Annotated in this window: 26 protein-coding genes; 1 reads left to right on the top strand and 25 read right to left on the bottom strand. The window is 31.2% G+C overall.

Annotated features, from left to right (window positions below; genetic code table 11):
• Window positions 1-9: 9 nt before the first annotated feature.
• The 21 genes from lexA to surE form a co-directional block, all read right to left on the bottom strand.
• Entirely contained in the window at window positions 10-633 is a 624-nt protein-coding gene (gene lexA / locus THEXY_RS06415) for a transcriptional repressor LexA (protein WP_013788026.1), read from the bottom strand.
• Between the two features lie 58 nt (window positions 634-691).
• Window positions 692-1,675 carry a tyrosine recombinase XerC gene (locus THEXY_RS06410; protein WP_013788025.1) on the bottom strand — a complete coding sequence of 328 codons (984 nt, stop codon included), beginning with the start codon at window positions 1,673-1,675 and terminating at the stop codon, window positions 692-694.
• A gap of 85 nt (window positions 1,676-1,760) precedes the next feature.
• Window positions 1,761-2,225 carry a ribonuclease HI gene (gene rnhA / locus THEXY_RS06405; RefSeq protein ID WP_013788024.1) on the bottom strand — a complete coding sequence of 155 codons (465 nt, stop codon included), beginning with the start codon at window positions 2,223-2,225 and terminating at the stop codon, window positions 1,761-1,763.
• Window positions 2,222-3,019 carry a pyrroline-5-carboxylate reductase gene (gene proC / locus THEXY_RS06400; RefSeq protein WP_013788023.1) on the bottom strand — a complete coding sequence of 266 codons (798 nt, stop codon included), beginning with the start codon at window positions 3,017-3,019 and terminating at the stop codon, window positions 2,222-2,224. The genes rnhA and proC overlap by 4 nt, the downstream gene beginning before the upstream one ends.
• A gap of 67 nt (window positions 3,020-3,086) precedes the next feature.
• On the bottom strand, window positions 3,087-3,341 hold the full coding sequence (gene hfq, locus THEXY_RS06395) for an RNA chaperone Hfq (RefSeq protein ID WP_013788022.1): 255 nt from the start codon (window positions 3,339-3,341) through the stop codon (window positions 3,087-3,089).
• 42 nt (window positions 3,342-3,383) lie between these two features.
• Entirely contained in the window at window positions 3,384-4,334 is a 951-nt protein-coding gene (gene miaA / locus THEXY_RS06390; protein WP_013788021.1) for a tRNA (adenosine(37)-N6)-dimethylallyltransferase MiaA, read from the bottom strand.
• A gap of 11 nt (window positions 4,335-4,345) precedes the next feature.
• Window positions 4,346-6,175, bottom strand: a complete 1,830-nt coding sequence (gene mutL / locus THEXY_RS06385; RefSeq protein WP_013788020.1) for a DNA mismatch repair endonuclease MutL — start codon at window positions 6,173-6,175, stop codon at window positions 4,346-4,348.
• 4 nt (window positions 6,176-6,179) lie between these two features.
• Window positions 6,180-8,753, bottom strand: coding sequence for a DNA mismatch repair protein MutS (mutS, locus tag THEXY_RS06380; RefSeq protein ID WP_013788019.1), 2,574 nt, complete (start codon window positions 8,751-8,753; stop codon window positions 6,180-6,182).
• 35 nt (window positions 8,754-8,788) lie between these two features.
• Complete coding sequence (locus THEXY_RS06375) at window positions 8,789-9,115, bottom strand: YlbF/YmcA family competence regulator (RefSeq protein WP_268257782.1); 327 nt, start codon at window positions 9,113-9,115, stop codon at window positions 8,789-8,791.
• Between the two features lie 26 nt (window positions 9,116-9,141).
• On the bottom strand, window positions 9,142-10,563 hold the full coding sequence (miaB, locus tag THEXY_RS06370; protein ID WP_013788017.1) for a tRNA (N6-isopentenyl adenosine(37)-C2)-methylthiotransferase MiaB: 1,422 nt from the start codon (window positions 10,561-10,563) through the stop codon (window positions 9,142-9,144).
• Window positions 10,564-10,684: 121 nt separating this feature from the next.
• Window positions 10,685-11,452: a CheR family methyltransferase gene (locus tag THEXY_RS06365; RefSeq protein ID WP_013788016.1), complete on the bottom strand. Its 768-nt coding sequence runs from the start codon at window positions 11,450-11,452 to the stop codon at window positions 10,685-10,687.
• Window positions 11,453-11,607: 155 nt separating this feature from the next.
• Complete coding sequence (gene speD, locus THEXY_RS06360; RefSeq protein ID WP_013788015.1) at window positions 11,608-11,982, bottom strand: adenosylmethionine decarboxylase; 375 nt, start codon at window positions 11,980-11,982, stop codon at window positions 11,608-11,610.
• Between the two features lie 96 nt (window positions 11,983-12,078).
• The gene (locus THEXY_RS06355; protein WP_013788014.1) at window positions 12,079-13,176 is read right to left on the bottom strand and encodes a 30S ribosomal protein S1; all 1,098 of its coding nucleotides are present in this window, start codon (window positions 13,174-13,176) and stop codon (window positions 12,079-12,081) included.
• A 2-nt stretch (window positions 13,177-13,178) separates the two neighbouring features.
• Window positions 13,179-14,030 (bottom strand): 4-hydroxy-3-methylbut-2-enyl diphosphate reductase, encoded by an 852-nt coding sequence (locus THEXY_RS06350; protein WP_013788013.1) that lies wholly within the window; start codon window positions 14,028-14,030, stop codon window positions 13,179-13,181.
• 9 nt (window positions 14,031-14,039) lie between these two features.
• Window positions 14,040-14,618: a lysophospholipid acyltransferase family protein gene (locus THEXY_RS06345; RefSeq protein ID WP_013788012.1), complete on the bottom strand. Its 579-nt coding sequence runs from the start codon at window positions 14,616-14,618 to the stop codon at window positions 14,040-14,042.
• 12 nt (window positions 14,619-14,630) lie between these two features.
• A complete protein-coding gene (cmk, locus tag THEXY_RS06340; protein WP_268257781.1) occupies window positions 14,631-15,614 on the bottom strand; it encodes a (d)CMP kinase in 984 nt (327 codons plus the stop codon).
• A gap of 78 nt (window positions 15,615-15,692) precedes the next feature.
• The gene (locus THEXY_RS06335; RefSeq protein WP_013788010.1) at window positions 15,693-16,157 is read right to left on the bottom strand and encodes a hypothetical protein; all 465 of its coding nucleotides are present in this window, start codon (window positions 16,155-16,157) and stop codon (window positions 15,693-15,695) included.
• A 70-nt stretch (window positions 16,158-16,227) separates the two neighbouring features.
• Complete coding sequence (locus THEXY_RS06330; RefSeq protein WP_013788009.1) at window positions 16,228-17,445, bottom strand: BaiN/RdsA family NAD(P)/FAD-dependent oxidoreductase; 1,218 nt, start codon at window positions 17,443-17,445, stop codon at window positions 16,228-16,230.
• A gap of 3 nt (window positions 17,446-17,448) precedes the next feature.
• A complete protein-coding gene (locus tag THEXY_RS06325; RefSeq protein WP_013788008.1) occupies window positions 17,449-18,066 on the bottom strand; it encodes a histidine phosphatase family protein in 618 nt (205 codons plus the stop codon).
• A gap of 49 nt (window positions 18,067-18,115) precedes the next feature.
• Complete coding sequence (locus THEXY_RS06320) at window positions 18,116-18,979, bottom strand: MurR/RpiR family transcriptional regulator (protein WP_013788007.1); 864 nt, start codon at window positions 18,977-18,979, stop codon at window positions 18,116-18,118.
• Window positions 18,980-19,112: 133 nt separating this feature from the next.
• Window positions 19,113-19,865 (bottom strand): 5'/3'-nucleotidase SurE, encoded by a 753-nt coding sequence (gene surE, locus THEXY_RS06315; protein ID WP_013788006.1) that lies wholly within the window; start codon window positions 19,863-19,865, stop codon window positions 19,113-19,115.
• Window positions 19,866-19,955: 90 nt separating this feature from the next.
• Between surE and THEXY_RS06310 the strand changes: the two genes are divergently transcribed.
• Window positions 19,956-20,594, top strand: a complete 639-nt coding sequence (locus THEXY_RS06310; protein WP_013788005.1) for a hypothetical protein — start codon at window positions 19,956-19,958, stop codon at window positions 20,592-20,594.
• Between the two features lie 35 nt (window positions 20,595-20,629).
• On the opposite strand, the gene safA is transcribed toward THEXY_RS06310, so the two are convergent.
• The 4 genes from safA to speE all read right to left on the bottom strand — a co-directional run bounded on the left by safA (window position 20,630) and on the right by speE (window position 24,308).
• A complete protein-coding gene (safA, locus tag THEXY_RS06305; protein WP_013788004.1) occupies window positions 20,630-20,992 on the bottom strand; it encodes a SafA/ExsA family spore coat assembly protein in 363 nt (120 codons plus the stop codon).
• Window positions 20,993-21,106: 114 nt separating this feature from the next.
• The gene (locus THEXY_RS06300; RefSeq protein WP_013788003.1) at window positions 21,107-22,501 is read right to left on the bottom strand and encodes an oxaloacetate decarboxylase subunit alpha; all 1,395 of its coding nucleotides are present in this window, start codon (window positions 22,499-22,501) and stop codon (window positions 21,107-21,109) included.
• Between the two features lie 103 nt (window positions 22,502-22,604).
• On the bottom strand, window positions 22,605-23,471 hold the full coding sequence (gene speB, locus THEXY_RS06295; protein ID WP_013788002.1) for an agmatinase: 867 nt from the start codon (window positions 23,469-23,471) through the stop codon (window positions 22,605-22,607).
• A gap of 3 nt (window positions 23,472-23,474) precedes the next feature.
• Window positions 23,475-24,308 (bottom strand): polyamine aminopropyltransferase, encoded by an 834-nt coding sequence (gene speE, locus THEXY_RS06290; RefSeq protein ID WP_013788001.1) that lies wholly within the window; start codon window positions 24,306-24,308, stop codon window positions 23,475-23,477.
• Between the last annotated feature and the right edge of the window lie 10 nt (window positions 24,309-24,318).

The following is a 24,318-nucleotide window of genomic DNA, read 5'->3' as shown; positions in this document are numbered from 1 at the left end:
AACGATGATTCATTTGAGCTTTCTTATTACTCCAACTACTTTTCCTAAAATCATCACATCATCTACAATTATAGGGTTCATTGAAGGATTTTCAGGTTGCAACCTTATATGATTGTTTTCTTTATAAAATCTTTTCACAGTTGCTTCATCTTCCATCAAAGCTACTACAATGTCACCGTTGTCTGCGTATGACTGCTTTCTAATTATGATGTAATCACCGTCTAATATACCTGCATTTATCATGCTTTCTCCGCGAACTTTTAAAATAAAACTTTCACTTTCATAACCTGTAATAAGATCTCTTGGTACAGAATAATACTCTTCAATATTTTGAACAGCTAATATAGGAGTTCCAGCAGTAACCTTACCAATAACAGGCAATTTTACAACGTCGCTAATATACTTTTCATCATTGCTTAAAACCTCAATAGCTCTCGGTTTTGTTGGATCTCTTCTAATATAGCCTTTTTTCTCAAGGCGCGACAAGTGTCCATGAACTGTTGATGTGGAACGCAAGCCCACAGCTTTCCCAATTTCTCTTACCGATGGTGGATATCCTTTGCGTTTAATTTCACTCTTTATAAAATCAATTATCTCTTGTTGTTTAACGCTTATTTTAGATGCATCTTTCACAATTAGACCCCTCCAAATTTTTCTTTATTATAACACAAAGACACAATTTAATCAAACATTAGTTCTTATTATCAATATTCAATTCAGAGAGGGGATTCTTACTTACAGCATCTCTCAGTTGACTGTCGTCAACATGCGTATATATCTGTGTAGTTGATACATTGGAATGTCCTAACAACCTTTGCAATGTTCTAATATCAACTTTTCCATATCTGTACATAAGCGTCGCCGCCGTATGTCTAAGTTTATGAGTAGAATACTTTTTGCCATCAAGATTAGCGTCTTTTAAATGTTTTTTGACGATGTATTGTATAGTCTTAATGCTTATTCTTTGCAATCTTTTGCTTAAAAATAATGCTTTTTTGTCTTTAACGCCGTCATGTGGCCTAACTTTTAAATAATCGTTTATGGCATTAATACACGCATCATTAAGGTAAACAGTCCGCTGCTTATTTCCCTTACCGATAACTGTAAGTTTATCATCTTTAATATCAGTAATATTTATATTTGCTAATTCCGAAAGTCTAAGCCCACAATTTAAGAATAAGGTGATTATTGCGTAATCCCGCTCTTTAAATTCTCCATCAATAGAATTTAATAATTTTACGCTTTCATCTAATGTCAAATATACAGGCTGTCTAATACCAAGCTTAGGTGATTCTAATTCCAAAGCAGGGTTTTTTGTTATTACTTTTCTTTTTGCGTATAGGTAATTATAAAAAGACCTTAAACTTGCAACTTTGCGAGCACGGGCCGGAGGAGTATTAGATCTTTCATGTGTGACAAAGGATAAAAAGGCATACAAATCATTCAAATCGATCGACTCAATGAGAGAGATATCAACATCGCTAATATCGATGTTATCAAAATCAGAATCAGAGCATAGATTTTTTCTAACCTTTATAAATCTGAAAAACAAAATTAAATCGTATAAATAGGCTTTAACAGTATTAGGCGATCTAGCTTTTATAGTAGAAAAATAATTTAAGAATTCTTCGAGAATAGGAGGTAATTCTAAATTATCTTTAGTTGAGATAAACATATCAAAAATTCACCTCTATAAACTTTATATATACCCAATTATACGAAATAGTTATTTCGTATAATTGGGTATTGATTTAAATGAATTATTTTATAATCCCAATTTGATGTTTTTTTATCTCATCAGTGGCCAGTTTATCACATCTATTATTGTATTCATTATCAGCATGTCCTTTGACTTTAATCCATTTAATATTATGTATTGATGATAAATCTAATAATTTAAGCCACAGATCTTTATTTTCCACAGGAGTCTTATTATCAGATTTAATCCAGCCTCTTTTCAGCCAATTATCTATCCATTTTTGATTAAATGCATTTATTAAATAACTGCTATCGCTATATAAATTTACCTTGCAAGGCCTTTTTAGCATTTTTAAAGCTTCTATAGCGGCTGTCAATTCCATTCTGTTATTAGTGGTATTTTCTTCATAGCCTGATTTTTCTTTTACTATGTCTTTATAAATCAAAATTGCTCCCCAGCCACCTGGACCCGGATTACCACTACAAGCGCCATCAGTATATATAGTAACATCAGACATATTTATCATTGTTTGTTTCCCTTTATTTTTTCAAAAGATGAAATTACAGCTTCAAAAACAGCACTTCTTAATCCGTACCTTTCCAAAGTCCTGACACCTTGTATCGTAGTTCCAGCTGGTGATGTAACCATATCTTTTAAATAGCCAGGATGAAAACCTGTTTTTAAAACCATACTACCAGAACCCGAAACAGCTTTTGAAGACAATTTGTAGGCTACATCTCTCGGTAAACCTAACGATACACCAGCGTCAGATAAAGCTTCAATAAACATGTACACGTAAGCTGGGCTACAACTTGATATTGCCATTGCCGCATCTATTAGATTTTCTTTTATCTCAACTATTTCTCCACATGATTTGAATATTTTCTCAACTATTTCTTTATCATTAAAAGATATATCTTCAGGATACGATATAGCTGTAATACCTTCTCCAATCAAAGCTGGTGTGTTGGGAATTGTACGCACTATTTTCCCTTTATTTAAAATGCTCTTTACATGATCAATACTAATTCCAGGGGCAATTATAATAACAATTTTATTTTCATCTACATCGTTTTTTATTTCTTCTAAGACGCTATCATATAAGTTTGGCTTTACTGCTAAAATAACAACATCACACTCATTTATCACATCGACATTGCTTTTAGATATGTTTATGCCTAATTCATCCTTTAATTTTAAAAGTTTGTCATATGAAATATCATAGGCATATATATCATTTGCAGTGGCAAACTCAGAATTTATTAAGCCGTTGATTAAAGCTGTCCCCATATTACCAGTTCCTATAAATCCAATTTTCATAAACATATACCTCCAATATTTAAAAACAGTATTAGCTATTCTAATACTGTTTTTGCGTTTTCTTACATTATTGCTGCTTTTCATCCTTCTCAGTCGTTGTAAAAATTACTGGCTTTAAAGGCGTTATTGTAGAAACAGCGTGTTTGTATATTAACTGCTGTTGTTTATTATCTGTTTCTAAAACAACCGTAAAATTGTCAAAACCTTTAACCATGCCTTTTAATTGAAAGCCATTAATCAGATAAACTGTTACAGCAATATGTTCTTTTCTTACCTGATTTAAAAAAATATCCTGTAAATTGATAGCTGTTTTTTGATTCATATAGCCATCCCCCTTCTATTGTTGTTAATAATTATTTATATTCTACTTAAATTTTAATTTTCCTGCTAAAAAAGAAATAATATTTTTTTTAAGATCTTCAAAACTACTATAATCATCAACATAAAACCAATTTATGGTTTCATAACTTTTAAACCATGTTATCTGCCTTTTTGCATACCTCCTTGTCTTCGTTTTTAAATCGGCAATTGCTTCTTCTAATGAAACTTTTCCCTCCAGATATTCTACAATTTCTTTATACCCTAAAGCCTGCATAGATGTACCATACTTATTATACCCTATTTTTAGCAAATTTACCACTTCATCTATTAAATTATTTTTTATCATCGCATCTACTCTATCATCAATTTTTTTATACAAAGTTTCTCTATTTCTGTAATTTAAGCCTATCATTACGGTATTGTAGTCTGGATTGATGCGCTTATTGCTTAATTCCTGATAAACAGAAATTGGTATCCCGGTAAATTGGTAAACCTCTAAAGCTCTAATGACTCTTCTTAAGTCATTTGGATGAAGTTTAGAATAAGTTTTAGGGTCGATCATTTTTAACCTTTCAAATAAATATTCATTGCCTAAAACAGACGCTATATTTTTTAGGGCAGATCTAAAATCATCATTGCCAATATACTCTGAAAAATTCATTATGTAAATTAATGAATCCACATATAAACCTGTACCGCCAACAACAATTGGTAATTTCCTTCTTTTAAAAATATCATCTATCAATGGTTTAGCCATTTTCTCGTATTCAGCGACACTAAATTTAACGTTTGGTTCAACTATATCTATCATATAATGTGGTATACCTTGTCTTTCTTCATCTGTTACTTTAGCAGTTCCAATATTCATATATTTATATATCTGCATCGAATCAGCAGATATTATTTCACCATTATAAAATTTAGCAATTTCTATAGATAATCTTGACTTTCCTGAAGCAGTTGGTCCTACGATTATTAATAATGGTATTGCCATTGAAACACCTCTTACATGATCCTTTTAAACATTTTTTCTAATTCATATTTTTTTATCGATACTATTACCGGCCGCCCATGTGGACACGTATAGGGATTTTCAGTAACTTTTAAATCATTAAATAAAGAGTTAATCTCCTCTTTTGATAAACTGTCCATTGCTTTAACTGCCTTTTTGCAAGCCATCATTATTATTGTTTCTTCTTTTAGATTAATGTCTTTGTTAAAATCATCTCTTTTCAATTTATCAATTATGTCAATGAATAGTTGTCTTGATTCTGGCTGACCTAATACAACCGGCACTTCTCTTAATACAATTGAATTATTTCCAAAACTTTCAAATTTATAACCCAATTTATTAAATAATTCTATATTTTCATTTATTATAACATCATCACCAGGTTCAATATTTATCAGAATGGGGATCGTTGTCTGTTTTCCCTGAACATTATTATACATGTTCATAAACTTTTCATACAATATCCTTTCATGCGCAGCATGTTGATCTACTAAGTAGATCACGTCGTCTTTTTCTACAATTATATAAGTTGAAAAAATCACACCAACGATTTTATAATCATCACGTTCATCAGGCAATGTATTAAAATTTTCTATGTGCGTATTTTCGATTTCTTTGTTGAAAGCATTGACATCATTGTAATCAAAATAAGCCTTTTCGCTGCTTTCCTTTACGTTGGATACAAAACTTTTGTTATTTGGATAGACTTCTAATATTTTATTAGTTGACTCTTCTTCTATCATATTAAGCTGTTTCGGATTAGATTTTTCTTCTACTTTATTTTCTGTGATATCTGCATATGTAAACATATCATGTCTAATAGTTGGAATGAGATTTGATCTATTTAAAGCATTTTTTATGCTTTTGTATATTGAGTCAAAAATTTCCTTTTCGTCTGAAAATTTAACTTCTAATTTTGTTGGATGAACATTTACATCTATATTTTTAGGATCAATATTTAAATACGTGATCACAACAGGATATCTATTTACTGGAATCAATGTTTTATATGCTTCTTCAACAGCAGTTGTATAGATCTTGTTTTTTACAAACCTTCCATTGACAAATAAAATTTGCATGTTTCGATTTCCTCTTGTATACGAAGGCTTACATAAAAATATTTTTATATTCATATATTCATCATTGTATTCGGTCTCTATCAAATTTGAATACAATTCATCACCATAAAGCCTTAAAATGACCTCATTGACAGAATTATTTCCAGACGTCATAAATTCCATTCTTTTATCTTTTATATATCTAAATGATATATCTGGCCTTGAAAGGGCAATTTTAGCTACCATATCTGTTATATACATTGCCTCTGTAGATGGTCGCTTTAAAAACTTTCTCCTTGCTGGTGTATTGTAAAACACATCTTTTACTTCAACGCTACAGCCCTTCTCGCATCCGCACTTAACTTTTTTTAAAATTTTTCCACCTTCAACATTGATTAGAGTCCCATACAAGGAATTTTCTTCCTTAGTCTTTAACAAAACTTTTGATATAGCCGCAATACTTGCTAATGCTTCACCGCGAAACCCTAATGTCCCTATGTTAAAAAGATCATCTGTTGATTTTATCTTGCTTGTAGCATGACGCCCAAAAGCTAAAACAGCATCAATTTCATTCATACCACAACCATCATCTAAAACCTTTATGTAAGGTATTCCACCATCTATTATTTCAATTGTAATGTTCTTACTATCTGCGTCTATTGAATTTTCTACAAGTTCTTTAACTATAGACATTGGTCTTTCAACAACTTCACCAGCAGAAATTTTATTTATCAACTCATCATCTAAAAGGTTGATTTTATTCATTGTATCACATCCTTAATGAAAGGGCTTTTTTCTTTAAATCGTATAAATAATTTAAAGCTTGTATAGGCGTAATATTTTCTATATCTAAGTCAACTATTTCTTCTATCAACGTTTCTTTTTCTAAGCTGAATATATCAATCTGAGTAGGCATAAATGTAGTGGCCACTTCTAAGTCGCTATTCTCTAAATTATTCAATATTTTTTTCGCATTTTGAATGACTTCATCCGGCAGTCCAGCTAATTTTGCAACCTGAATGCCATAGCTTTTATCTGCCGCACCAGGTATTATCTTTCGCAAAAAAATTATTTCATCATCCGTCTCTTCAACTGAGATATTATAATTTTTAATTCCATCTAGCTTGTCTTCTAAATTAGTCAATTCATGATAATGTGTTGCAAACATCGTTTTTGCCTTTATTTTATCATGAATGTATTCAAGAATAGCACATGCTATGCTCATACCATCATAAGTGCTTGTGCCACGTCCAACTTCATCAAGTATAATTAAACTGTTTTTCGTGGCAGAATTTAATATTAGTGATACTTCATTCATTTCCACCATAAAAGTACTTTGCCCAGAAAATAAATCGTCAGATGCACCTACTCTTGTAAAAATCCTATCGACAACGCCTATTTCAGCATATGATGCTGGAACAAAACTACCAATTTGAGCCATCAAGACAATCAATGCAACTTGACGCATGTAAGTAGATTTTCCTGCCATATTTGGCCCTGTTATAATCATGATAGGCTTTTTATCATCAATTTCGATATCATTTGATATAAAAGAGTCATCCATAATCGTTTCAATGACTGGGTGTCTTCCATCTTTTATCACAATTCTGTCACTGCTATTTACAATAGGCTTAACATAATTATTTGTTTCTGCCACCGTCGCCAGAGAAACGAGAACATCTAAAATTGCTATATATCTGGACGTCATCTGTATTCGGTATATCTCATTTTTTATCTGTTCTCTTATACGGTCAAAAATTTCATACTCCATCTCTACAAGCTTTGTTTCTGCACCGAGAATTTTTTCTTCTATTTCTTTAAGTTCTGGAGTAATATACCTCTCAGCATTAGCAAGTGTCTGCTTTCTAATATAATTTTCAGGAACAGATGATATATATGATTTTGACACTTCAATATAGTAACCAAATACTTTATTATAACCAATTTTTAATGTTTTTATGCCGGTTTTTTCTTTCTCATATGATTCAAGGTTTGCTATCCATGATTTACCATCTATCGATGCTCTTCTTAATTCATCAATATTTTTATCAAATCCATCTTTTATGATATTTCCTTCCTTAACATTAGAAGATGGATCATCTTTTATTGATTTATCGATTAAATCATGTATATCTTGTAATGTATCTAACTTACTAAATATCTCTTTTAAATAATTAGACTTGTACTTATCAAGCAATTGTTTTAACTTAGGAAGCCTTTCAATTGAGATCTTTATAGACAAAAGATCTTTTGCATTTATATTTTGATAAACTAATTTGCTGGAAAGCCTTTCTAAATCATAAATCCCCTTTAAAATATCTCTAATATCCAATCGCCCTTTATAATCATTGTATAATTCCGAAACAGAATTCAATCGATAATTGATTTTTTCTACATCTATTAAAGGTTCTTCTAACCATCTTTTAAGTAATCTTCCCCCCATAGGTGTAACAGTTTGATCTAATACACTGAGTAAAGTCCCACTTTTTGAATGATCTCTATTTATTGAATATACGATTTCCAAGTTTCTTATTGTGTTATTATCAAGCAACATGAAAGAATTATCTTCATAATAAGTTAAATTGTTTAATTGTTTTAATTCAACCTTCTGCATTTCTTTTAAGTACAAAAGAACAGATGCTAAAGATTTTATTGCATATTTTTTCCTCTCTAATTTTAAATCTTTCAGTGATCTGTTAAATTGAGTTATTATTATATCTTCTGCATTATTTAATACTTTATCATATTTGTTTATAAAAACTTTACTTGAATTTAAAATTTTCACTAATCTTTTTAATTCAAAAAAATCATTATTGGCTATTATTTCAGAAGGACTGTATCTCATTATTTCGTCGTATATTTTTCTTATATCGTTACACTTTGTAATTTGTGTCACAAATAATTCTCCTGTCAACACATCAACAAAAGACAATCCATAGCCGTCTCCTTCTTTAAATATAGATAAAAGGTAATTATTGCTTTTTTCCTCTAATGAATTTGTGTTTATTACAGTACCTGGAGTAAAAACTCGTATGACATCTCTTTCTACCAATCCTTTAGCATAAGCAGGATCCTCTAACTGTTCACAAATCGCTACTTTATATCCTTTTTTGACTAATTTATCTATATAAAAATCTGCGGCATGAAATGGCACTCCAGCCATTGGTGCTCTTTCTTCTTGTCCACAATCTTTGCCTGTCAAAACTATTTCCAACTCTTTCGACGCAATTACTGCATCATCAAAAAACATTTCATAAAAATCACCGATTCGAAAAAATAAAATCGAATCTTTGTACTTCTCTTTTATTTTTAAATATTGTTCCATCATAGGAGTATACGGCATTAAAACTACCTCCAATTTTATGGATAAGTCAAAACTCAATTCGCACAATGCCTATGACAATTCGCACAAGAATCTTTATCACATTTATGGTCTATACCATTTATATAAAAATTCAATATACTGTTTATCTCAGTCATTAACTCTTTAGAAGCTTTCTGTGCATTTATCAGCCTCTTATAACTATCTAATTCAAATAATTCTTCTTTAAGATAGTTCAACTCGACGCCTTGTTTCCTATTTTTTTCATGCTTTTTTATCTTTGAAAGAAGTAATTGTGCTTCTTTATCATTTAAAAATGCAATCTCTGCATCCCTTAATTCGCTAATAACGTCAGAATCCGCCAAACTTTTTCCCAATTCTATTGTTTTTTCAATTGATAATATTTTTATTATATTTGTTCACTTATTAACTCACCTTGCATAGTCCAAGCCTTTGTTTCAATTATTTTAACATCGACAAATTTACCTATTAAGTTAGACTCTCCTTTGAAATGAACAATCTTATTTGTCCTCGTTCTCCCAGTAAGCTTATCACTGTCTCGTTTGCTAGTTCCCTCAACTAACACTTCTACAATCTTTCCATTCATCTCATTGTTCTTTTCTATGCTTATTGAGTTTTGCAGTTTTATCAGTTCTTCAAGTCTCTTATGCTTAATATCTTCATCTACTTGATCAGGCATCTTTTCTGCTACTGTACCCTTTCGCTTTGAGTAAATAAATGTATACGCAGAATCATATTTGACTTTTTTTACAAGATCTAATGTATCTTGAAAGTCTTCATCTGTTTCTCCCGGAAATCCTACTATTATATCAGTTGTTATTGCAATATCTGGTATATTATCTCTTAGTTTCTCTATTATTTCTAAATATCTTTCTCTCGTATACTTTCTATTCATTTTCTCAAGAATTCTATTGCTTCCAGACTGTACAGGTAGATGCAAATGCTCGCATACTTTGTCCAAATCCCTTATGGCAAAAATTAATTTGTCAGAAATATCTTTTGGATGTGAAGTCATAAACCTGATTCTTTCTATGCCATTTATATTGTTTATCATATACAAAAGATCAGCAAAATCTACCTTTTGCGATAAATCATTGCCATAAGAATTTACATTTTGTCCAAGCAATGTTATTTCTTTAAATCCTTCATCGGCTAATGACTTTATTTCATCTATTATATCTTTCGGTTCTCTGCTTCTTTCTCTTCCACGCACATACGGCACAATACAATACGTGCAGAAATTATTGCATCCATATATAATATTTACCCATGCCTTTAAACCTTCTGCGCGCCTTATAGGAATATCTTCTACAATATTGCTATTATCATCCCAAACATCGATAACTGTTGTGTCGGAATTTAGCGCTTCCTGTAAAATTTCTGGGAACTTAAACAAATTATGCGTCCCAAAAACCATATCAATATATGGATAATCCTTTCTAATTGCCGCTACAACTTCTTTTTCCTGCATCATACATCCGCAAATACCTAAAATAATGTTTGGTTTTCTTTGTTTAAGCTCTTTAAGTTGAGATACTCTTCCAAAGATCCTTATTTCTGCATGTTGTCTGACACAGCAAGTATTAAAAAGTATGACATCAGCATCTTCTAAATTATCAGTATGTTGGTATCCCATTTCTGTTAACATACCAGCTAATTTCTCTGAATCATGGACGTTCATCTGACATCCATATGTTTCTATGTGAAATTTTAAATATTTATCTTTATTTAAAATAGCCATTTGATTTATTATATCTTTTTGTTTTTTTATGTCTTCTTCTGTAACTATAATCTCTTTTCTTTCACTCATCAGATGCATACCTCCGCAAAATTAAAATCTATTATAAATACCTATATGTATTTATCTATAAAGGCTTACTCTAATTCAAATAATATTATACTATAAGAACAATGCAAATTTAAGCTCGATTTCACTTAGAAATTTTTTTGTAAAAAAAAGTTTTTATTGGAGCAAAATTATATTTGTAAGGAAAAATGATTTGTTCTGTGCTTCCCACAAAGAGGATTCCATCTGTACTCAAGCTAGAATAAAATTTTTTATAAATCTCTTCTTTAGCTTTATCATTAAAATATATTAATACATTTCTACATACAATCAAATCTACGCTATCTGGATATTTATCAAGTAACAAATTGTGCTTTTTAAACACAATATTTTTTCTCAACTCTTCAGAAATAACAAAATTATTTTCATCTAATTTAGCGAAATATTTCATATATTCTTCTGGAATTTTTTCAATACTTTTATTGCTATAAATCCCCTTTTTTGCTTTTTCAAGCACTACATCATCAATATCAGTAGCAATAATATTGATTTCCCTTAAATCTATAAAATCTGAAAGCAACATAGCAAGGCTATATGCTTCTTCACCTGTAGAACAAGCAGCACTCCAAATCTTCATGTTCTTTTTGATAATTTTAGGTAATATTTCGTTTTTTAAAATCATCCATTGTTCTAAATTTCTAAAAAACTCTGTCACATTTATCGTAATATATTTCAAAAACTCTCTGTAAATTTTCGTATCCTTAGTTAATGTCTCATAAAAAACATCGTAATTTTTACAATTGTTATTTGCTATAAACGAATCGACTCTTCTCTTCATTTGTTTTTCTTTATAAAGAGATAAATCTATACCCGTTAAATTAAATATTTTCTGCAAAAACTCGTCATAATTCAAATCAAGTACACCTCCAAGTGTCTAACAATGATAAAAAAAGTGGCTAAACTTAGCCACTCAAATGATGTAAAGGGGGTCTCAATGTATTTTGTGAGGTTCATTAATATTATTAACACATAAATTATCAAATATACATAAAATAATTTTTTTGCAAATTACAAATTTACAACTTTGACAGGTTGTTCAAAAACCCCTCTTTTTACTTCAGTAGCAGTCATATTCTTCGCCTTCAACATCTTGGTTAAATAATTACATGCATTCCATGGATTGACATTATCTCCACACGTAAACACATCAACAGCTGCATACCCTAATTCCGGCCAAGTATGAATTGTTATATGTGATTCAGAAATAACAACGACTCCACTAACGCCCTGGGGGCTAAATTTATGGAAAGCAACTTCACGGACTTCGGCACCTGCTTCTATAGCTGCTTTTACCATTATGTCTTCTATTAATTCACAATCATCAAGAACATTTTCATCGCAACCATAAATCTCTGCCAGTATGTGGCGACCCAAAGCATTCATTCTTTTATCTTGCCTCCTCGCATTTAAAAGTATAGATATTCAATAAGATAAATTTTATCAGATTTTTGTCTTTTGTCAAGGTATTTTACATAACACCTATGAATAATTATTTATGTTTTGTATTCTGTCCGTTATTGTTACATTTAATTCTTCTCTTTCTAAGTCATAAGATTCACTGTTTTTTTCAACTTCCTTCAAGCTTAACTTTTTCTTCTCTGAGTCAAAGCTAATTATTTCGACTGTAATTTCGTCCCCTATTTTATACTCTTTGACATTTTTTATTAAATCATTTTTGTGCGCTAATCCCTCTAACCCTTCGGAAATCTCTACAAAAGCACCAAATGTAGTCACATTTGTTATAATACCCAATATAATATCTCCAACTTTAAACTTCTCATTAATATTCACCCACGGATCTGGAAAAAGCTTTTTCAAACTTAGCGTTATTTTTTCTTGATCTATTTTATCAACATAAACATCTACTCTATCGCCAATATGCAATACATCATTTATATTCACATTTTTACTCCAAGAAATCTCTCTTAATGGAATCAAACCATCAATACCACCTAAATCAACAAAGACACCAAATTTTGTAATTGATTTTACTACACCGTTTATAACTTGGCCTTCCCGTATGTTTTTTAGCAATGTTTCTTTCTTTTTGTTTTTTTCTTCTTCTAAAACGATTCTCCTTGATGCAACTAATTTTTTGCTTGGAATATAATCAATAATTTTTACTTCAATTTTTTCTCCTAAATATGAGTTTAAATCATCCACATAATGCATATCAAGTTGTGATGCTGGTATAAATGCTTTAACTCCTAATACTTCGGCAACAACACCGCCTTTTACTACTTCAATTATTTTTCCATTTAATATATCTCCATTTTTAAATGATGTATTTAATCTTTCTTCAGCTAATTCGGTATCTGCTTTTACTTTTGAAGCTAAAACATCACCATTTTCATCTTCTCTTTTTATTATATATAGATCGATTTCATCTCCTACATTAAAATCATCACTTATTCTTATATTAGGATTAAGTGATAATTGCGATTTAGGTACAAATGCATCAGATTTATATCCGATATCTGCTATAATTCCATCGTTAAGTATTTTAATGATTTTACCTTTTACTATATCACCGGAATGGATCTCATTAAAAGTGTATTCATTCATAAAATCATCCATTTTTATTCTTCCTTTCTTCCACTTGTAATCTTATCAATGACTTCCTGTATTAAATAATCTGGAGTAGATGCACCAGCAGTAATGCCGACTGTTTCAACGTCTTTTAGAGTAATCAAATCAATTTCATCAGCACTCTCAACTTGTATAGTTTTATCACAATTCTTTTCACATATTTTTTTTAATTTTTGCGTATTAGAGCTATTCTTTCCACCTATGACGATCATCATATCTACTTCTTTAGATATTTTTTCAGCAGATGATTGCCTTTTATTAGTAGCGTCGCATATTGTATTATATGATATTAATTCTTTGACTTTAAGATGCAACAAATCCAAGATATCTTCCCACATTTTTTGCGTTATAGTTGTCTGCGCAACAACACAGGTTTTATCTAAAAAAGGCAATGAATTTACATCATCAGTTGATTGGATAACATAAGCTGAATTATTACACCATCCATTTACACCTATAACTTCCGGATGATTTCTATCCCCTATTATAACAATAGAATATCCTTTCTTATAGTATCCATTGACTATTTTTTGGACTCTTTTTACAAAAGGACAAGTCATATCGATTATTTCTACTTTTTTATTTTTTAATTCCTCATAAATTTTTTTCGGTATACCATGCGTCCTAATAAGTATCTTGCTATTTTCATCTAATTCATCGATGTGTTCTATAGTCTTAATTCCTTTGTCTTCAAGGTCTTTTACAACTTGCGGATTATGAATAAGCTCTCCATATGCATAGGTCTTAGAATCATCACTATTATTCACTTGATCATAGGCCATTCTGACTGCCCTTTTTACCCCAAAACAAAATCCTGCATTGTCAGCTATCAATATTTTCATTGTTTCCTCCTAAATTAACTTTGAAATTTCCAGCATAATCTTTTCACCTATGTTTGCCATATCTTGCGATGTTAAATGTACATTTTGATATTCTTCAAAATAAATAGGTTTACCGATCTTTATTGTTACTTTTGAAAAAAGTTTATAAGTTGACTTTATTCCGATCGGCAATACAGGTGCCTTTCCTTTTACTGACAGGAGCGATACACCAGGCTCAGCCTTTTGCAATTGGCCAGTTTTGCTCCTGGTTCCTTCTGGGAATATCCCAATAGCATGTCCTTTTTTTAAATGATTTAGAGCAATTTTTATAGCGGTTAAATCTGATGTGCCTCTTTTCACTGGAAAAGCACCTAAACCTTTATTTAAAATAAATCTAAATAAAGGATTTTTAAAAAGCTCGGCTTTTGCCATAAAAAAAATTCTTCTGGTAAAAACGGCACCAACAATAGGTGGATCTAAAAAGCTAATATGATTAGGACAAATAATTACAGGACCATAGGCAGGAATATTTTCGTAGCCATCTACTTCTATTCTAAAAATTATATTTATAATAAAAAGAACGATGTATTTGGCTATATAATAAAACATGAGATACCCCCTTTACCCATTAGCTATAATATTGTACATTTTGCTTACTACTTCATCAATACTCATGTTTGTAGTGTCAATAACAATAGAATCATCAGCCTTTTTTAATGGTGCAACATCTCTTTCAGTATCATTCTTATCTCTTTTTTTTATATCATTTAATATATCATCATACTTAACAGGTATTTTCTTACTTGTCAGTTCATTGTATCTACGCATTGCCCTAATTTCAGGACTGGCAGTCAAAAAGAATTTAAATTGTGCATCTGGCATCACAACTGTCGCTATATCTCTACCGTCCATTACGACACTACCCTTATCTGATAGCCTTTTTTGCAACTTTACCATTATTTCTCTTACCTCTGGTATCATTGAAATATATGATACTTTTTCAGAAATGGATGGTGTCCTAATCTCGCTTGTAACATCCATACCGTCTAACAGTACCTTATCGTTTTTCAAGTCAATATCAATCTTGGAAGCCAATTCTACTATTTTATTTTTATCTTCTAGGTTGATATTTTCAATTGCCACTTTATACGTCAAAGCTCTATACATAGCCCCTGTATCTATGTAAGTAAAGTTTAGTTTTTTTGCCAATTCCTTAGCAACTGTACTTTTTCCTGCACCAGCCGGGCCATCAATTGCAACCTTAATATTTAATAAGTCCAATCGCAATAATTTAGCATTTTTCATGTATATGTGCTTAACTTCTTTATCATCTTCACAATTAATAAACACTACGACTCTGATACATTTCTCAAGACTTTTCTTTACGTTCATTTCTTGAAAACACATCATTGGAATATTCGAAATTCCATTATGTCTTAATGCTTCTGCAGGATAAGCTGCATCAATGTCCTTTGTCGCAGTAAAAAATATAGATATAACATCGCTGCTTTTTATTTTATTGATGCGAAAAATTTCATCAATTAAAGAAATTGTGTCATGAAAAATTGCTTCTTTAGTATTTTCAGTTGTTATTGCTCCTCTAATGGCTTTTATAAGACATCAATCTCCTTTCCGTTTTTCTCTCTTTATAAATTATATAGTAAAAATCGTGTTATAACAATATCATCTCAATCTCACTTTGCCAATGACTTCTATATCACCGTTGACTTTTATGACTGCTGTCTTCTGTGGCTCTATTACATTGTCGCTTGAATCAATTACTTTAACATATAATGTTTGATTGTAGTTTGTTCCATCCATTTCAATGAGATCGCCTTGTTTTATGTTGATTTTTAATTTTTTCTCCTTAAAGCTGTACTTTGGATCTCCATTTATCAATATAAAAGCCTTTGGTGCCTTATCCAAATTAATTAATTCCAATTCCAAAGTTCCATCATTTGATAGATATGTGTTTATGTTTATACCTTCTATTTTTTCGGTAGAATTTAAAAAAACCCTAATGTTATCATTTAACATTAATACTTGAGTCACTACCATAGTTAAAAATCCCAATATGACAAAAAAGGCTATCATATTGTCAAAGCTCAAATAATATACGTGCGCTGACTTTTTAACTCTTTTTCCCATAATAATCCTCCTTATGCATTCTTATATATTTTATGCAAAATATATAAGAAAATGCAAAGAAGGTTTATTTTCAGGAATTTATTCCTGCTAAATAACCAGTAGAAAAAGAAATTTGGAGGTTGAAACCGCCAGTCAATGCATCTACATCAATTATTTCACCGGCAAAAAAAAGTCCTTTAATAAGCCTTGATTCCATTGTCTTAGGATTTATTTCTTTAGTGCTTACTCCTCCAGAAGTGATTATGGCCTCATTTATAGATCGCTTAGATTTTATGCGAAACACGAGATCCTTTATAACATTCACTAAAGCACCTCGTTCCGCTTTTGATAATTCTGAAACTCTTTTATCAGGATTTAAAGAGCTTACCCTTATCACATAAGGTATCAATGAACGTGGAAGCAAATCATTCAAAGAATTCTTCAACTCTTTTTTAGAATATTTTTTAAAATCTCTTTGAAGCCTTTCATCCAGCTTCTCATGATTTAAAGCTGGCTTTAAATCAATTTTTATTACAACATCTCCATCTTCAACAGTTTTAAAAAAGCTGCTTAGTGTCAATATTACAGGACCTGATAATCCAAAATGTGTAAACAGCATTTCGCCAAATTCTTCTCTAACTAATTTTCCATTTATACACAATTTGGCATTAATATTTTTAAGTGTTAATCCCATCATTTCACTGACATCTTCAATGGTTATAAGAGGGACTAATGCTGGATGTGGTTCTACTATTTTGAGGCCCAATTTTTTTGCCATATCATACCCATCTCCAGTTGAGCCTGTAGAAGGATAAGATTTTCCACCAGATGCCAGTATTAAACTGTCACAAAATTCTTTTTTGCCATTAACAATTATTCCTTTGACGCATTTACCATCAATCAGTATATCAGTAACTTTGCTATTGAATCTAATTTCAATATGATTTTCTTTAATGAGTCTTAAAAGGACATCCAGTACATCAATTGCTTTATCTGAAACGGGAAATACTCTTCCTCCTCTTTCAACTTTAGTCATTAAACCATTCTTGTTAAAAAAATCAATTAAATCAGCATTAGAAAAGCTATTTAAAGCACTATAAAGGAATTTGCCATTTGTTGGCGTATTTTCAATAATTTCTTTTATTGAAGCTGAATTTGTTATATTACATCTGCCTTTTCCTGTTATCATGAGTTTCTTCCCTGGTCTATCATTTTTTTCAAAAATTACAACTTCATTGCCTTTTAGAGAACTCATTATGGCAGCCATCATTCCTGAAGGGCCACAGCCAATTACAAAGACTTTTTTCAATTATTATCGCTCCCTTAAATGACATGTATCGTTCAGCAGAACTAAAACGCAATTTCCATCATCTTTTACATCTATTATATTTAATGCTGTATTGTCTTGTCTTATTTTAGGATAAAAACTTAAATCCAAATTTAGCATACCTAAAATTAAAGCTTTGATTGTTGTTCCATGTGACACGATTAGTATATTTTTATTTTTATATTGTTCTATGATTTTATTCGTGGCATTCAATATCCTATCTTGCACAGCTTTTAACGTCTCAGCGCCTTCAATTGTAGCTTCTGGCGGATTAGTTTTCCACGTATGATACAATTCCTTATATGATTTTTCTATCTCATCTACCGTAAGCCCTTCCCAAACACCGAACGATATCTCTCTAAGCTCTGGCAATTTTATAACATCTAAGTTAAAGTTTTTTGCAATAAAAGTTGCTGTTTTATATGCTCTGTCTAAATCACTGGAAAAAATCACATCTATTATTTCATTTTTTAATCTTTGAGACAACAAGTAAGCTTGCTTCATTCCTTCATCAGAAAGTTGAGTATCACTTGCACCTTGAATTTTTTTTTGCCTATTCCATAACGTTTCACCATGCCGTACGATAAACAATCTAGTAGACATCAATAAACCTCCTGCAAATCAATTAAGGCCTTATTAGACTCTTATAGAATTAAATATTCTTCGACAAATATATTCCGTATTCATTCCAAATATTTTCTAATTTTTCAAATGTATCTGTTATCTTATCTTTCTCTCTAATACCGACAGAAACGATCAGTGCATTTATAAGACTCAATGGAGCAACTAATGAATCAACAAATGATGCCATATTACTCTTGGCCAAAAGTATTTCATCGGCAATTTCAGTAAGCGGTGATATAAGACTGTCTGTAATGGCAACTATTTTTGCATTTTGAGATTTAGCATATTTCATAACTTCCAATGTCCTTTTTGAATACCTTGGAAATCCTATACCAATTACTAAGTCCTCTGAATTTACTCTAAGCATTTGTTCAAAAACATCAGATATGCCGGGTTTTACTAATATTACATTCTCAAGTATCAAATTTAGATAAAAACCTAAATACTCGGCTATGGCAGTAGAACTTCTAAAACCGATTATGTATATTCTTTTTGCCTTGAAAATATTATCAACCACTTCTTTGAATGAATTTTTATCTATTTCTTCTTTTGTGGCTTTGATATTTTCTATATCAGATTTTAGCACATTGTTCAAAATAGAAACTTCATCTGTTTCATCTGTCATTTCAAGCCTTTGAACAGTAGTAAGTTTGTTTTTTATCAATTCTTGTAAAGCGCTTTGAAGCTCAGGATAGCCATCATAACCTAAAGTATTTGCAAATCTAACTACCGTAGATTCACTTATATTTATGCTATTGCCCAGTTTTGCTGCAGTCATAAAGGCAGCTTTATCATAGTGGTTTATTATATATTCTGCTATAATTTTTTGGCTTTTGCTTAACTGTGCATAATTATCTTGAATCCTTTTAATTATATCAGCATTTTTATCCATAGTTTATACCCTTTCTATGTTTGATTTTAAATTAGTACCACATATAAAATATTCTATACGTAAGCAAAAAATCCTGCAATCGATGAATAAAAAATGCCAATAAATTTAATAATAAATTTCTTGCTTCAAAAATTCAGATAGACATATCCCACTTTTTTAAATTACCAATGAAGCTATACATAGTTAAGTCGAGTTGTATTGGAGTTATAGAGATAAAACCGTTTTTAACAGCGATTATATCACTATCTTCGTCATTGGCATTTTCTAAAACTTTTCCTGCCAGCCAATAATAATCCATACCTCGTGGATCGATTCTTTTTGTAAAATTCTCAGTATAATTTCTATGGCCTAATTTTGTAATTTTTATACCCTTAAACCCACTACCTACATTCGGTATGTTTACATTTAATAAACAATTTTTTGGCAGACCATTTTGTACAACATTATCTATAAGTTTTTTGATATAAAGCATAGCTTTATTTGATAATTTAGCCTCAGCTTCCAGCGATAATGCAATCGAAGGATAACCATTAATAGCTCCTTCCATTGCAGCCGAAACTGTCCCAGAATATAAGACATCTGTACCTAAATTGAAGCCATTATTAATACCAGAAATTATGATATCTGGCTTTTTATCCATAACTACATCTATTCCCAGTTTCACACAGTCTGACGGAGTTCCATTTGCATAAAAAATTTTAATATTATCATCATCTTTGATTTTCTTAATCCTCAAAGGCTTATGCATTGTTATGGCATGTCCCACAGCACTTCTTTCTCTATCAGGTGCAACGACAACAACATTATAATAATCTTTTAAAAAACCAGCCAATTGGTTTATGCCATCAGAAAAGACGCCATCATCGTTTGTCAGCAAAACATTCATACGCATCCTCCTACTATATTATTACATTCATGTACTGAATAATTAATATGATTTTAATATAAAATTAATATATAAGCAAGGAGTGATAATGTGATACAGATTGATGACGCTGGAAGTGGAAGCTTAATCGGTGGGACATGTATTGGTGTTATGAGAGTCGAAACTAATGAATACCATTATGATATAATACCTCTTACATACTATACGGAGGATAACTTTAGCAAAAAATTGTATTTGCATAAAGCCGCTGAAATTTCAATCGGTTTTTTAGACCAAATGAAAGTAGACAAAAATGAGGAAATACATGTCTGCAGAGGTTATATGTTTGACTATTTGAGAGAATATCTAAAAACTAATGGTTATAATTACAAAAGCACAAAAATATTGAATCCACTTCAGGATCGAATAGAGAATACTTTTGAAAACTATGCATTATCTCTTGGTCTTTCAAAGAGATTTCTCAGTTATACAAAATATCCTTTTCATTTTCACAGATTATTAAAGTGGGTTTATGCTGACTATGATAATAGGCGTAAATTGTGTAAAACTGGCTGGAAAAGCTTTATAAAGTATGGATCATTACGGTTTGACGAATCATACTCAGAAATAACTAAAAATAAAAATATTTTTTGCCTTAAATGTGGTGAAAAAATTGATAATGGTCCAGTAAAGATAATCAAATTTAAAAGCAATTTTTTAAACGTTATTTATGTACATGTAAAATGTTGAGATACCATACTTTGGTACCTCAACATTTTTATATTTTACCAGCAGTGATGTGGTATACAAATTTGTTGACCTGGATATATTAAGTTTGGATTTGGTATCTGTGGATTAGCTCTTATTAAGCAGTCTAATGGTATGCCATACATATTAGCTATAGTCCACATTGAATCTCCAGGCCTTACTATATACATTTCTCTGCAATGTCTCTCTGGCGGGCAATATGCTGGTATACAAATTTGTTGTCCCGGATATATTAAATTTGGATTCGGTATCTGTGGATTAGCTCTTATTAAACAGTCTAATGGTATGCCAAACATATTCGCTATGGTCCACATTGAATCTCCAGGCCTTACTGTATATGTCGTTCTACAATGTCCAGGGTAATATTGTGGATCAGACATTGTTAAAACCCCCTTTCATTTTTCTATTACATGTTATGTTTATTTTAAAATTGTGTTACACAACTATTTTTAAGATAAAAAAAACTATAGGCTTTATACCTATAGTTTTTTTGTTTATATTGGGTGAACCCTCTCTTCGATATTCAATAATGTTGAATCAATTTTGTATTTTTTAGCTTGCCTATACTCAAAAAACCTTCTTGCTACTTGAGGAAATAATGCATATGATAAAACATCTTCATCTTGCTCTATAAATTCCTTTATCTCATTTTTAAATTCATCCAATTGAGGACTTAGTAAATCTGCTGGCCTATTTGAGATTATTTCTTCATCGCCAATTATTTTCTCTCGTATAGAATCTGAAATTGGAGCTGGTGGCATCCCGTATAAACCTTTGACATAATCTTTAATTTCTTTAGGAACTATTTTATATCTTTCTCCTGTAATAACATTTAAAACAGCCTGAGTTCCAACCATTTGACTCATTGGAGTAACAAGAGGAGGGTATCCTAAATCTTCTCGTACCCTTGGAACTTCTTTCAAGACATCCTGATATTTGTTTAATGCGTTCTGCTGCTTTAGCTGTGAAACCAAATTCGATAACATTCCCCCTGGTATTTGACTCTCTAATGCTTTAACATCAACAGACATAAGCAAAGACATATCGCTGTCATTTTTGTGATTTTGCTTAACCACATTAAAATACTGAGCTATCTCAGCAAGCAATTTTAAATCTAACCCTGTATCATATTCTGTATCTTTCAATGCAGCCACAATTGATTCTGTAGCTGGCTGTGATGTTCCTAAAGCAAGAGAAGAAATGGCTGTATCAACTCCGTCTACACCAGCTTCTATGGCTTTTAAATAAGTCATTGAAGCCAGTCCTGCTGTATAATGGCTATGCAGTTGAATCGGCGTGTAAAGTGCTCTTTTTAGAGATTTAATCAGATCGTATGCAGCATAAGGTGATAATATTCCAGACATATCCTTAATACATATAGAATCCACACCCATATCTTGAAGAGACTTTGCCACTTTCAAGTAATGATCTGTATTATGTACAGGACTAACTGTATATACAATAGCTGCCTGCACATGAGCACCTGCGCTTTTTGCAGATTTTATTGGCACTTGTAAATTTCTCACATCATTTAATGCATCAAAAACTCTTATTATATCTATACCATTTTCAACAGATTTTATTATAAATTCATTTACAACATCATCAGGATAGTGTTTATATCCAAGTAAATTTTGACCTCTTAACAACATTTGAAGAGGCGTCTTCTTAATCGCCTTCTTTAAAAGTCTTAATCTTTCCCATGGGTCTTCGTTCAAGAATCTCATACATGCATCAAATGTAGCACCGCCCCATGCTTCCAACGAGAAAAAGCCAACTTCATCTAATTTCTCTGCTATAGGAAGCATTTCATCAGTTGTCATCCTAGTTGCCAGCAATGATTGATGTGCATCTCTTAAAACAGTCTCCGTTATTTTTATCTTAGACATTAAAACTCCTCCTTTACTCAATATTATACTCTTGTTAAGTTAATATTTCTATAAAAAAATAAGACCAACTATTAAAAACTGGTCTTATTTTAAAAGAAACTTATCATAAGAATGATAGAATAGACTCTCTGATCAATTTTGCAGCTAAAATCGATGTTATACCTGAATGATCGTAATCAGGCGATACCTCAACCAGATCCATACCTACAACATTTAGATCTTTCAACATGTGTATTGCACTTAGCGCTTCTTTTGAGGTTATACCGCCGGGTTCAGGAGTACCGGTACCAGGTGCAAAAGCGGGATCTAAAACATCTATGTCCCATGTGATATATATAGGCTTTGATTTTATATTATCAAGTATTGATTTCAAAGGTTCAACAACATCATATAAGAACATATTGGTATTTTTGAACGCGAATACAAATTCCTCTTTAACACCTGAGCGTATACCAAAATGATACATATTTTTTTTGTTTACAAATTCAGAGGCTATTCTTAAAACTGTGGCATGGGAATCTCTTTCTCCAAAAAATTCAGTTCTCAAATCTGTATGTGCGTCAAAGTGAAGCACAACTAACTCATTTCCGTACTTTTTAAAAACTTTTTCTAAGATTGGAGCACTTATTAAATGCTCACCACCCAAAAATATCGGCTTTTTCCCAGCATCTATAATATCTTTAGCAGCATCACCAATTATATTTAAACATTTTTCTACATTTCCATAAGGTAATATCAAATCACCATAATCATAATACTTTTTGTCTTTTAAACTTCTATCCAAATATACACTGTACTCTTCTAATCCTAAAGACGCCATCCTTATTGCCTGTGGTCCAAAGCGTGTACCAGGTTTAAAGCTTACAGTGTAATCCATAGGAGCACCTACAATCACAATTTCAGATTTATAATAATCATCGTTGCTTCCTAAAAATTTTCCACCGTTTGATAAATTGTCTTTTATTATCAAAAACTATGCCTCCTCAAAAATTTCTTTTACAAATTTCGGCAATACGAAGCTGGCCTTATGTAACTGTGGCGTATAATATTTTGTGTCAATATTAGGAATATTATTCACATCTACAGCTTCAGGATCATACTTCTTAGAACCCATTGTAAAAGTCCACAAATGCCCCGGATATGTCGGTATAGTACATATATATGGCTTTACTATTGGGTAAATATTTTTAAACATCTTACTTAATTTATTTATTAAGCTACCATAAATAAAAGGTGACTCTGTCTGTGCTACTATAATTCCGTCTTCCTTTAAGCACTCATACACAGATCTATAAAAATCCTCTGTGAATAACCCTACCGCAGGGCCTATAGGATCTGTCGAATCTACAATTACAACATCAAATTCATTCTTGTGCTCACTCACATAATTTATTCCATCGCCAATCATAATCTCTACTTTTTCATCATATAATCCACAGCTAATTGTAGGTAGATATTTTTTCGAATTTTCCACAACACGATCATCAATCTCTGCAAGAACAACTCTCTCTACTGAATCGTGCTTCAAAATTTCTTTTACGGCACCACCATCGCCACCACCTACTATTAAAACACTTTTAGGATTTTTGTGAGTAAAAAGTGGAACATGCACTATCATCTCATGATACACAAACTCATCTTTCTCTGTCGTCTGCAAAATTCCATCAAGAATCAATACCCTACCGTAAAATTCAGACTCTATTACGTCTAGCTTTTGATATTGGGTATTTTCAGAATTTAATGTTCTATTTACTTTTAATGAATAACCTATAGAATCATTGTGATGTTCGGTAAACCATAGTTCCATTTTTCATTCC

Source organism: Thermoanaerobacterium xylanolyticum LX-11 (genome assembly GCF_000189775.2).
GTDB lineage: Bacteria > Bacillota > Thermoanaerobacteria > Thermoanaerobacterales > Thermoanaerobacteraceae > Thermoanaerobacterium > Thermoanaerobacterium thermosulfurigenes.
The sequence above is the reverse complement of the archived record's forward strand: the minus strand, read 5'-3'. Positions and strand labels throughout refer to the sequence as shown.